This is a genomic window from Pseudomonas sp. AU11447 (genome assembly GCF_001672555.2).
GTDB classification, from domain to species: domain Bacteria; phylum Pseudomonadota; class Gammaproteobacteria; order Pseudomonadales; family Pseudomonadaceae; genus Pseudomonas; species Pseudomonas nitroreducens.
The window spans coordinates 1-12,723 of the sequence record NZ_LZDG02000057.1; the positions used below are offsets into that span (position 1 = coordinate 1).

The following is a 12,723-nucleotide window of genomic DNA, read 5'->3' on the forward strand; positions in this document are numbered from 1 at the left end:
AGAGCGAGAACGTCACCTTCACCTACCAGGCGAAGGACAACAACGGCGCGCTGAGCGACCCGCAGACCATCACCATCACCGTCACCGGCACCAACGACAAACCGGTCGCCTACGCCGACACCCAGACCACCGAAGAGAACACCGTTCTGCACGGCCAGGTCCCGGTTGCCACCGACGTCGACGGCACCATCGCGGGTTATCAACTGGCCACCGACGTGGCCCAGGGCAAAGGCTCGCTGACCTTCAACACCGATGGCAGCTACACCTTCACCCCCGGYACCGCSTTCGAYCACCTGGCCGYCGGCCAGAGCGAGARCGTCACCTTCACCTACCAGGCGAAGGACAACAATGGCGCGCTGAGCGATCCGCAGACCATCACCATCACCGTCACCGGCACCAACGACAACCCGGTTGCCGTGCCGGACACCGCGCACACCAACGAAGACACCGCGATCCGCATCGACGTGCTGGGCAACGACACCGATGCCGAACACGACGCCCTGATCGTCACCGGCGCCAGCGCCGGCAACGGCACCGTGGTGATCAACCAGGACGGCAGCCTGAGCTACACGCCGAAGGAGAACTTCAGCGGCTCCGACACCATCACCTACACCATCAGCGATGGCAAAGGCGGCACCTCCACCTCCACCGTGGCGGTGAGCATCGAGGCCGTGGCGGACAAGCCGAACCTGAGCCTGGACGGCAGCAGCAGCCACCCGAAAGCCACCGGCCTGACCGTGGACACCTGGACCGGCCTGGACCTGGGTACCGGCGGCAATGGCGCGGCGCCAGCCACCCTGCAGCAGAAGATCGACGCGGCCGGCACCCCGACCACCCACGGCTCCACCGACAGCGTGCGCAACACCGACGTCACCGCCGGCACCGCCACCAAGGTCAGCGGCCTGATCTTCCTCGAGGCCGGCCACACCTACACCTTCAGCGGCGTGGGCGATGACAGCGTGCGCCTGGTGATCGGCGGCAGCACCGTCGCCGAGGCCACCTGGGGCGGCAGCAGCGGCAAATTCAGCGGCACCTTCACCCCGACCGAGAGCGGCTACTACCCCATCTCGCTCTACCAGCACAACCAGAGCGGCCCGGGCAACTACACCCTGAGCATCTCCGACAATGGCAGCGCCGCGCAGGTGCTGGGCACCGGCAGCGCGCAGGTCTACCACGACACCAGTGAGCTGACCGCGGGCGGCGAGCGCCTGACCGACCTGACCGGCAGCAGCGGCCAGAGCCACTACAAGGTGTTCGGCCTCAACGAAGGCAACGAAGACAGCGCGATCAACCTGTCGAAGATCAAGGCCTCGCTGGTCGATACCGACGGCTCCGAGACCCTGTCGATCAGCATCGGCAAGATCCCGGTCGGCGCCACCCTGAGCGACGGCAAGAACAGCTTCACCGCCGACGCTACCCACAGCAGCGTGGACCTCAAGGGCTGGAACCTCGACACCCTGACCCTGACTCCGCCGGCCGACTTCAACGGCACTATCAAGCTGGAAGTCAGCGCCACCGCGACCGAAAGCAGCAACAACGATGCGGCGACCCGCACCGTCGACCTCAACGTCACCGTGTACCCGGTGAACGATGCGCCGACCAGTGCCAACCAGAACCAGAGCACTGCCGAAGACACCCCGCTGACCGGCAAGATCGTCGCCAGCGACGTCGATGGCGATACCCTCAGCTACGCCGTGAAAGCCGGTGCCACACCGGCCCACGGCAGCGTGACGGTGAATGCCGCCACCGGTGACTACACCTACACGCCGGCCAAGGACTACAACGGCCCGGACAGCTTCACCGTCCGYGTCAGCGACGGTAAAGGCGGCTTCGYCGACTCCGTGGTGAACGTCAACGTCACCCCGGTCAACGACGCSCCGACCACYGCCGACCAGTCCAAGACCACCGCYGAAGACACCSCGCTGACCGGCAAGATCGTCGCCASCGATGTCGATGGCGACACCCTGARCTATGCCGTCCAGAGCGGCRCAGCCCATGGCACGCTGGTGCTCAACACCRCCACCGGCGACTACACCTAYACCCCGAGCAAGGACTACAACGGTYCGGACAGCTTCACCGTCCGCGTCAGYGACGGYAAAGGCGGCTTCGCCGACTCCGTGGTGARCGTCAACGTCACCCCGGTCAACGACGCCCCGATCACCGCCGACCAGTCCAAGACCACTGCCGAGGACACKGCCCTCACCGGCAAGATCGTCGCCAGCGAYGTCGATGGCGATACCCTGACYTACACCATCAAGGCCGGCAGCGCGCCGACCCACGGCAGCGTCACGCTCAACGCGGCYACCGGTGACTACACCTACACCCCGAGCAAGGACTACAACGGTTCCGACAGCTTCACCGTGGTGGTCAGCGACGGYAAAGGCGGCACGGTGAACTCCGTGGTGAGCGTCAACGTCACCCCGGTCAACGATGCCCCCGAAGCCAAGAACGACACCAAGTCCACCGGCGAGAACACCACCCTCAGCAGCCAGGTGCCGGTGGCGACCGATATCGACAGCTCGGTCAACCCCAATGGCTACGCGCTGGTACAAGGAGTGGGCAGCGGCAACGGCAGCCTGACCTTCAACGCCAACGGCAGCTATGTGTTCAACCCCGGTACCGACTTCGACTCGCTCGCTCCGGGCGAGAGCCGCCAGGTGACCTTCACCTACACGGCGAAGGACGCCGAGGGCGCGGTCAGCGCACCGGCCACCGTGACCATCACCGTCAATGGCGCCAACGACGCGCCCAACGGCGCCGACAAGACCATCACCCTGGACGAAGACAGCAGCCGCAGCTTCAGCGCGACCGACTTCGGCTTCAGCGACGTCGACCACAACGACGCCCTCAGCGCCGTGCGCATCGACAGCCTGCCCACCAACGGCAGCCTGAAGCTCAACGGCACTGCCGTGACTGCCGGCCAGGTGATCGACGCCGCCGACCTCGGCAAGCTGGTCTTCACCCCGGCGGCCAACGCCAACGGCAACAACTACGCCAACTTCACCTTCTCGGTGAAGGACAGCAACGGCGCCTTCGACGCTACGCCGAACAAGGTGACCTTCAACGTCACCCCGGTGAACGACAACCCGGTGGCAGTGAACGACAACTTCACCCTCAGCGGCCTGAAGGGCAACTACTGGGGCTACAACGAAGGCCCGGATGGCGCCAACCTGACCAACCTGAGCCAGGTGACCGCCTTCATGAACGGTCACGCCGCCAGCGCCACCTTCACCTCCACCACGCTGAACTACAACCTCAGCGGCGGCGACCTGGGTGGCGACGGCAACCTGCAGAAGTTCCTCGGCAACGATGCGGGCTCGCTCAATACCGACCCGGCGAACACCTCCGACGCGATCATCCAGCTGAGCGGCGCAATCAGCCTCAACGCCGGCAATTACCAGCTGCGCGTCAACGCCGACGACGGCTTCAGCATCAAGATCGACGGTGTGGAAGTCTTCAAGTACGACGCCATCCAGAGCCCCACCGGCCGCGAGTCGGCGGTGTTCAACATCGCCCAGAGCGGCAACCACACCATCGAAATCATCTACTGGGATCAAGGTGGCCAGGCTCAGCTGCAGGTCGAGATGCGCCCGCAGGGCGGCACCTACAGCACCGTCGGCGGTACTGCACTGACTCACGCCGTGAGCGAACTGGTGACCAATGAGGACACCCCGCTGACCATTGCCCCGCAGACGCTGCTGGGCAACGACAGCGATGTGGACGGTGACAGCCTCTCCATCGTCAGCGTGCAAGGTGCAGTGAACGGCAGCGTGAAGCTCGAAGGCGGCAATGTCGTCTTCACCCCGACCAAGGACTTCAACGGCTCCGGCAGCTTTACCTACACCATCAGCGACGGCCACGGCGGCACCAGCACCGCGACCGTCACCGTGGGCGTCAACGCGGTGAACGATGCGCCGGAAGCCAAGAACGACGGCAAGACCACCGGCGAGAACACCTCGATCAGCGGCCAGGTTCCGGCCGCCACCGATATCGACAGCGCGGTGGACGCCAACGGCTACGCACTGGTCAGCGGCCCGAGCGCCGGCACCCTGACCTTCAACGCCAACGGCAGCTACGTGTACAACCCGGGCACCGCGTTCGACTCGCTCAACGCCGGCGAAACCCGCCAGGTGACCTTCACCTACACCGCCAAGGACGTGCAGGGCGCGGTCAGCGCTCCGGCCACCGTGACCATCACCATCAACGGCGAGAACGACGCCCCCACCGGCGCTGACAAGACCGTCAGCCTCAACGAGGACGGTAGCCGCACCTTCACGGCTGCCGACTTCGGTTTCGCCGACAAGGACGCCGGTGATGCGCTCAAGGCCATCCGCATCGACAACCTGCCCACCGCCGGCAGCCTGACCCTCAACGGTCAGTCGGTCACCGCCGGCCAGGTGATCGCCGTCAGCCTGCTCGCCAGCCTGGTCTACACCCCGATCGCCAACGCCGCCGGGGCCGCCTACGCCACGCTGAAGTTCTCGGTGCAGGACAGCCACGACAGCTTCTCCAGCGCATCCAACACCCTGACCTTCACCGTCAATGCGGTGAACGATGCGCCGCTGTCGGCGGATGGTTCGGCCAGCGTCTACGCCGGCAAGACCTACACCTTCGGCCTCAAGGACTTCGCCTTCAGCGACACCGCGGATTCCGCCAACGGCCAGAACCACAGCCTGCAGAACGTCATCGTCAAGGCCCTGCCTGACTCCGGCAGCCTGCTGCTCAATGGCACCGCGGTGAAGGCCGGCCAGGCCATCAGCGCCAGCGACGTCGCCGGCGGCAAGCTGACCTTCGTACCGGACGCCTCGGGCAGCAATGCGCACTTCAGCTTCGCCGTGCAGGACAGCGGCGGTACCGCCAACGGCGGCGTCGACACTTCGCCGACTTACGGCTTCGACATCCACGTCGGCCAGGTGCAGATCCCGAGCACCACGCCCAATGGTGACAACACCCTCACCGGCGGCTCGGGCGATGACGTCATCCTCGGCGACGTAGGCGGCGTCAAGACCCTCACCCAGGGTGGCACCAACTACAACATCGCCCTGGTGATCGACACCTCCGGCAGCATGGCCTACAACCTCGCCGGCCAGTCCGGGGCGGCTTATGCCGACTCGCGCATGAAGCTGGTCAAGGACGCGCTGATCAACCTGGCCAACGAGCTCAAGGGCCACGACGGCGTCGTCAATATCGCCCTGATCGGCTTCCAGAGCACCGCCAGCCTGAAGGTCAGCGTCTCCGACCTGACCAGCGCCAACATCGACAAGCTGGTCACCGCCATCAACGGCCTGTCCGCCACCGGCGGCACCGACTACCAGGCGGCGTTCGAGCAGGCGGTCAGCTGGTTCAACGGCCAGACCAAGGGCTACACCAACCTCACGCTGTTCCTCACCGACGGCGACCCGACCGAGTCGAAGTCCTACGGTGACGGCTCCAGCACCAGCAACAATATCGTCAAGGAATCGGCCCAGGCCTTCGTTGCCCTCAGCGACCTGAGCGAGGTGCGCGCCATCGGCATCGGCACCAACGTCAACTCGGACATTCTCAAGCACTTCGACAACAGCAATGTCACAGGCCTGGACACGTCGATCGCCCTGAGCACTTCCAACGCGACGTTGTTCACCTTCAACAACGGCACCACCCTGACCGGCTGGACGCTGGCCAAGAGCTCGACCGGTACGGTCGGAATCTCCGCCAACAAACTGTCCATGACCGACACCCATGCCGACGGGGCGAGCACCGCTACCAGCTCGGACCTGACCGTTGCGAAGAACAGCATGTCGACCTTCAGCTTCGACTTCGCAGAGAGCATGAGTCGCGGCGACACCTTCACCTACTCGCTGGAGAAACTGGTCAATGGTGTCTGGACCAGCGTGGAGAGCAAGACGCTGACGTCCACCTCGAGCAACACGACCTACACGACAGGCGCCGTGGGCGAAGGCACCTATCACCTGAACTTCGTGCTGACCGATACCACCAACAACAGCAGCGCCGCCTCAGCCACCATCGACAACATCAAGCAGGCCACGACCAACTACGCGCCGACCGGCGAAGTGGACATCGTCAAGCAGGCCAGTGACCTCACCGCCGCGCTGCATGGTGGTTCCACCAGCACCGAGCTGGCGCCGTCAGGCAACGACACCATCCACGGTGGTGCCGGCGACGACATCATCTTCGGCGACACCATCAACACCGACAACCTGCCCTGGGGCGTCAACGGCAACCCGGCGAAACCGGCCGACATGCCGGCGGGCTCCGGTGTCAGTGCGCTGTCGGCGTTCCTCGAGCTGAAGAACGGCCACGCTGCGACCAGCGACGAGATGTACGACTACATCAAGAACAACCACACGCTGTTCAATGTCGATGGCGATACCCGTGGCGGCAGCGACAACCTCTACGGTGGCGATGGCAACGACATCCTCTACGGACAGGGCGGCAACGACTTCCTGTTCGGCGAGAATGGCAACGACATCCTCATCGGCGGCACCGGCGACGACCAGCTCACCGGCGGCAAGGGCAACGACATCCTCACCGGCGGTGCGGGTGCCGACACCTTCATCTGGCGAGCCGGCGATATCGGCAACGACACCATCACCGACTTCAAGGCCGGTGAAGGCGACCGCATCGATATCAGCGACCTGCTGCCGGAGACCGCGCACAACGACATCCTCAGCTACCTGAAGGTGGACACCACGACCTCGACCCTGCAGGTGAGCACCACCGGGCAGATCAACAATGGCGGTGCCGCGGACGTCACCATCAAGCTGAGCGGCGTCGACCTCTCCGCCTACGGCTCGACCTCCACCGAGATCGTCAACAAGCTGGTGGCGGGTTCCGACCCGGTGGTCAAGACTGAGCATCACTGATCCGCGGTTGCCGCAAGGCTGCCAAACGGTCAGGCTCTGACACGGCGACAGCGGGGCCACCCTTCGGGGTGGTTCCGCTGTCGCTCCTTCACATCACGATAAATGGGGACGGGTCGATGCTGTACATCCAGCGCAACGCCGAGGGAAAAGTGGCGCGCGTCGAGGACGCCGAATTCGAAGGCGCCACCGGCACGCTGCCGGCGGACCATCCGGACATCCAGGCCTGGGCGGCCGAAAGCAGCCTGCTGCAGCTCAAGCAGAGCGACCTGGACATGATCCGGGTACTGGAAGACCTGATCTCGGTGCTGATCACCAAGGGCGTGATCCGCATCACCGACCTGCCGCCGGCGGCGCGCTCGAAACTGCTCAACCGGACCCAGGCGCGGGAAGCCCTGGGTGGGCTGACGCGGCTGATCAACGACGACGAGGAAACGGGGCTGATCTGAGCCCCGTTTTCCTTTGCGCGACGGCCCCGCGGCATCCCCTGTAGAAGCGAGCTTGCTCGCGAACCGCATGGCGATATCCATCACGGATGCTGCACAAGTCCTCGCTTTCTGCATGCAAGGCCCGACTTTGCCCGCAATGCATTTGCTTCAGGTTGGGGATTTCTGCGCCGCTTCAGCGTAGGCGCGGACTTCGTGTTTCGCCCCCTCGGGCGACCTCCTTTGGAAAGACCCAAAGGAGGCAAAGGTCTCGCCCCAGTCATCCGGTTTTTCGCTTGGGGCGAAAAATACCCTCGTTGAACCGAAGTTTCAGGGGCCCGCCGCGAAGGGCCATCCCTGGCCCATCGCGGCTCTCGCGGCATCCATGCCGCTCAACCCCTGAAACTCCGATTCAACGAGGCCTCCTGAAAGGGGCACTCCGGAGCATGCGGGTGTTTCTCTGGAAGTCTTCAAGATTGAGAGCCAGAGCTGTGGTGAAATGCCCCGTGGCGGACTCCGTCCGTGATGCTCATCAGCGGCTGGAAAACGTCGCGCCGTCGATCACCACGGCGCCGGCCCACCGAACAACTGCCCCTGCACGCCCTGAATCCCCATCTCTTTCAACACCCGGAATTCCCCGGCCGTCTCCACGCGCTCGGCGATCAGCGGCAGGTCGATGCTGTGCGCGGCCCGCTGCATCGCCTCGATGAACAGACGCTTGTCGTTCTCCTGGTCGATGTGGCGGATGTGGCTGCCGTCCACCTTGAGATAAGCCAGGCCCAGACGAGCCAGGTTGCCGATCATGCTGAAGCGCCCACCGAAGTGCTGCAGGCTCAGGCGATAACCCAGCTCGCCAAGGCGACGGGTCAGCACCTCCAGCACCGCTTGTGCCGGCAACTGGTCTTCCTCCAGCTCCAGGGTCAAGCGCCCGGCGAACTGCGGATGCTGCTTCAGCAGGTCGAATACCCGGGTGGTCGCCCACTCGTCACGCAGCAACGCGGCGGACAGGTTCAGCGCCAGCGGGCGATTGTGCCTGGCCATGTCGGCCAGCACGCTTTCGAGCATCAGCAGGTCCAGCCGCGCCGTCCAGCCGAAGCGGTCCAGCCAGGGCAGGAAGCGCCCGGCGGCGATGCTGCCGCTCTGCCCGTCCGGCAGGCGCGAGAGCACCTTGTAGTGCAGCACGACCTGCGGATCGGCGCAGGACACCACTGCCTGGAAATGCAGCTGGAAGCGCTTGTGCACCAGCGCTTCGTCCAGCAACTGGTGCCAGGTGTGGCGCTCCTCCGCGACCGGTTTCGCCCCGCCCTGGAGGAAGGCCCAGCAACTGTCGTTCTGTCGTTCGGCCTGCACCAGCGCCTCATCGGCGCGCTGCAACAATGCCTGCGCCGACTCGCCGGAAACGAAAGGCACCAGCCCCAGGCACGCCACCGGGCTCACATCACTGGCGCCGGTGGAGACCAGCGCGGCCAGCATGCCTTCCAGGCGCATCGCCAGGGCCGGTGCGTCCTCGGGCATCAGCCCTGGCGCCAGCATGACGAACTCGCCGCCGCGGCTGCGCGCCAGGGTCAGGCCGGCACCCAGGCCCTGCCCGGCCAGGCGCAGTTGGTCCGCCACGGCCTTGAGCAACTGGTCGACACGCTGGCCGCCCAGGCGCTGGTTGAGTCCGGCGAGGTCGTTGACCCGCAGCACCAGCAGCACGCCGCTGCTGACCTGGTCCTCGGCGCTCAGTCGGTTGTGCAGTTGCATGTCGAAGAAGCGCCGGTTGCCCAGCCCGGTCAGGCTGTCCTGGTAGGCCTCGTCGCGCAGGCGTTCGCTGCGCTGGGCCTGTTCCTGGAACAGCGCCTTGAGCTTCTCCACCATCTGGTTCATCGCCTGCACCACACGGCGCAGTTCAGGGGTACGCGGCAGCTCCGGCAGGCTGAGGAACTCGCGGCGGGCGATGGCGTGGGACTGCTCCACCATGTAGTCCAGCGGCTTCAGCTGGCGGCGCAGCAGGATGGCGCCGAGCACGGCGCTGGCGATGCCGCACAGTACCAGCCAGAGCAGGCTGCCCAGGGCGCTCTGCCAGAGCTTGGCGATGGCGAACATCGGGTGGCTGAGCACCTCGACCCGGGCGGCCTGGGTCCAGCCGCGGCTGACGATGGCATCGCCGCCGGCCGAGTGCAGGTCGATCAGAGAAATGAACCACTGCGGCACCTTGGCCGCTACCGCGTCGGGCACCCCGGTACGCTCGACCATGACCTTGCCGGAGGCCAGGTCGATCACGCGGATGCTCTCGAAGTAGCCACTGTCGAAGATCGAGCTGACCATCAGCTCGACCATCGCCGGGTCGTCGATGTTCGGCGTCAGCGACAGACCCAGCGCGGTGGCCGCGTCCTGGGCGTGGGAGCGCAGCTGGTTGCCGTACTGCTCGCGCGAGCTTTCCAGGCTGACCATGAAGCTGCCGCTGAAAGCGACCACCAGGAACAGGCAGATGGCGATCAACAACTGTTTGAACAGGGACATCGTGTCTCCAGGCTCCCCCCAGAGGAGCTATTCGTTCGAAGGGAATCCTTCGGCCTTCATCTTCTTCAACAGGTCCTGCCAGCGCGACAGCCGCTTGCTGTCGCCCACCTGCTTGCCACCACCCGCGCCGCTGCCGGCGAGCCAGAGGCCCTCGCCATTGAAGGCGTACACCGGCTGCAGGTCGCTGCGCTGGCTGGCCGGCAGGATGCTGCCGATCAGGTTGTCCAGCACCAGCGGCACGGCATCGGGCCTCGGGTAGTAAGTCAGCACCATATGCGCCTGGTTCAAACGCAATGCCTTGACGTAGGTAATGCGCAGCTTCTGCGCCGGCACGCCCAGATGTCGCAGGCTGATGTACTTGGCGATGGCGAAGTCCTCGCAATCGCCGGCGCCCTTGAGCAGCGCCTCGACCGGCGTGGCCCAGTAGTCCACCTCGTGCCAGAGGCTGAGGTCGTCGGTAAAGCGCAGCTGGTCGTTGAAGAAGCGATTGACCGCCTGCAGCTGGTCGCGTTCTGCAGCAGTGGACTGCTCCGCGAGCATTTTCTGCCAGGCATCGATACGCACCTGGCCATCGCCCAGCGGGCCGTATAGGCGCGCGGACTGCTCGCTGATCAGCTTGAAGTCCCACTCGACCTGCTGTGCGCCCGCCAGGACGAACGATGCGGCCAGCACTAGGGCCAACGACCCTGGCCAGCAACGGCGCAACATCCTCGAACAACGGCTGAACACGATCGCGACTACTCGACTGCGAGCGCCAGCAACCAGCTGCAGGCGCAGGGGTCGCATGGTGCAGACTGGGCGCGAAAAAAACAATGGCACAATGCAATCACTGCAGTGTGCCATCACCGGGTGGCGCGGCCTGGCGAGATGCCAGCCGCGCCGGAGAGGGGAGCGCGTTCAGCTCTTTTCGGGCGGGGTCACGATGTCGAACCAGAAGTCGAAGTCATCGAGCATGCCGAACAACTTCGCCAGCAACAGCGGGTTGCCCGAGCTCTTGAGCTTGCCCTCGAACACCAGGCGCACCGGCGAAACCTCCTTGAGCATCAGGCGATTGAGGTCAGCGCGGTCGATGGTCACGGTCTGCCCGGCGCTTTCGCTCTGCACGCCCTTGATGTTGTTCAGGTGCGAGTTCTTCAGCTCCAGCAGGTACTGCTCGTTCTTGTCCGGCAGCACCAGGTTGATGCTGAAGTCCTCGCCTTCGGCCTTCTGCGCATTCATCCGCACGCCGAGGTAGTCGAACAGCAGGCCGGTATCCATGGCCGCCAGCGCATCGGGATTGCTGACGCGCAGCGATGGCAGGTTCCGCGGTACGCCGTTGCGCAGCTCCTGCGCGGCGACCAGGTAGCTGTTGCGCCAGCCGGCGTTCTCCGCCTGGTAGCCGAGCTGCTCCAGGGCGTCCGCCTGCAGGTTGCGCGCGGCCTGGTTGGTCGGGTCGGCGAAGACCAGCTTGTTCACCACCTCCACCACCCAGCGGTATTCACCCTTGTCGAACGAGGCCTTGGCCATCTGCAAAAGGTGATCGGGACCGCCCATGAACTCGACGTACTTCTTCGCCGAATCCTCCGGCGCCAGCGGGTTCAGGGTCGCCGGGTTGCTGTCGTAGTAGCCCAGGTACTTGTTCACCACCGCACGCACGTTGTGGCTGACGCTGCCGTGGTAGCCACGGTTGAACCACTCGTTGGCCAGCTCCGGCGGCACCTTCAGGCGCTCGTGGATCTGGTTGATGGTCACCCCGTTGTTGGCCAGGTACAGCGTCTGGTCGTTCAGGTAGCCGTACATGTCACGCTGCTTCTCCAGCGTGCGGACGATGTCCTCGTGGCCCCAGCGCGGCCAGTTGTGCACGGCGAACATCACCTCGGCCTTGTCGCCGAAACGGTGCAGCGCCTCGTTGATGTACTTGCTCCAGCCCAGCGGGTCGCGCGTCTCGGCGCCGCGCAGGGTATAGAGGTTGTGCAGGGTTGCGGTGACGTTCTCGGCCATCAGCAGCGCCTTCTGCTGCGGCAGCCAGACGTTCATTTCCGCCGGCGATTCGGTGCCCGGGGTGTTCTGGAAGGTGAAGGGCACACCGTCGATCTCCAGGTCCTGCAGCTCGCCTTCGATCAGCCTGGTCGGCGCGATGATGCTCAGCGGGCCGTGTGCCACGCCCTTGCCGATGGCCATGTCCACCTGCCCCTGCGGGCCCTTGGGCAGAACGGTGCCGTACTGGTAGGTGGCACGGCGGATCATGGCGTTGCCGGCCATGACGTTTTCCTTGATCGCCGCCTCCATGAAGCCCTTGGGCGCGATGATCTGCACCTCGCCCTTGTCCACCTGCTCCTGGCTGACCAGGCCCTTCACCCCGCCGAAGTGGTCGACATGGGCATGGCTGTAGATGATCGCGCGGATCGGCTTCTGCCCCAGCTCCTGGCTCACCAGGGCGTAAGCAGCCTTGGAGGTCGCCGGCGTGGTCAGGGTGTCGATGACGATCCAGCCGGTCTTGCCTTCGATGAAAGTGGTGTTGGCCAGGTCGTAGCCGCGTACCTGGTAGATGCCGTCGGTGACCTTGAACAGCCCGTAGGACAGGTTCAGCTGCGCCTGTCGCATCAGGCTGGGGTTGACGCTGCCCAGGTCTTTCGCGGCCTTGATGAAGTTGTAGTCGCCCAGTTGCCAGGCGACGCTGCCGTCATCGTTCTTGATCACCAGGTTGTCGGGGCGTTTGATCAGGCCCTTCTCCACCCGGTCGAAGTCGGCGCGGTCGCTGAACGGCAGCGTCTGGCGCACCTGTTCCTGGGCGGCTTCAGTGAAGGAGGTCGGCGGTTTGGGCTGCTCGGCGGCGATCAGCAGGCCGGGGCAGAGACCGGCCAGCAGGACGGCAGCGGAAAGACGGGACATTCGGAAGGCTCCGGTATTTGTTGTTGTGCTCGCACTATGCCGGCCGTCGCGCTAATAATTCC

Annotated in this window: 5 protein-coding genes; 2 read left to right on the forward strand and 3 right to left on the reverse strand. The window is 65.1% G+C overall.

The features are described 5' to 3' along the window. The coding region (locus A6723_RS21430; protein WP_139093033.1) for a tandem-95 repeat protein at nucleotides 1–6,863 on the forward strand (6,863 nt) is incomplete at its 5' end. Nucleotides 6,864–6,979: 116 nt separating this feature from the next. Next, nucleotides 6,980–7,309, forward strand: coding sequence for a hypothetical protein (locus A6723_RS21435; RefSeq protein ID WP_024767779.1), 330 nt, complete (start codon nucleotides 6,980–6,982; stop codon nucleotides 7,307–7,309). 537 nt (nucleotides 7,310–7,846) lie between these two features. Here the strand turns inward: A6723_RS21435 and lapD are convergent. The 3 genes from lapD to A6723_RS21450 all read right to left on the reverse strand — a co-directional run bounded on the left by lapD (nucleotide 7,847) and on the right by A6723_RS21450 (nucleotide 12,661). Beyond that, the gene (lapD, locus tag A6723_RS21440; RefSeq protein WP_054911173.1) at nucleotides 7,847–9,790 is read right to left on the reverse strand and encodes a cyclic di-GMP receptor LapD; all 1,944 of its coding nucleotides are present in this window, start codon (nucleotides 9,788–9,790) and stop codon (nucleotides 7,847–7,849) included. Nucleotides 9,791–9,817: 27 nt separating this feature from the next. Next, nucleotides 9,818–10,498, reverse strand: a complete 681-nt coding sequence (gene lapG / locus A6723_RS21445) for a cysteine protease LapG (RefSeq protein ID WP_037008283.1) — start codon at nucleotides 10,496–10,498, stop codon at nucleotides 9,818–9,820. 189 nt (nucleotides 10,499–10,687) lie between these two features. Next, nucleotides 10,688–12,661: an alkyl/aryl-sulfatase gene (locus tag A6723_RS21450; RefSeq protein ID WP_054911174.1), complete on the reverse strand. Its 1,974-nt coding sequence runs from the start codon at nucleotides 12,659–12,661 to the stop codon at nucleotides 10,688–10,690. Nucleotides 12,662–12,723 lie beyond the last annotated feature (62 nt).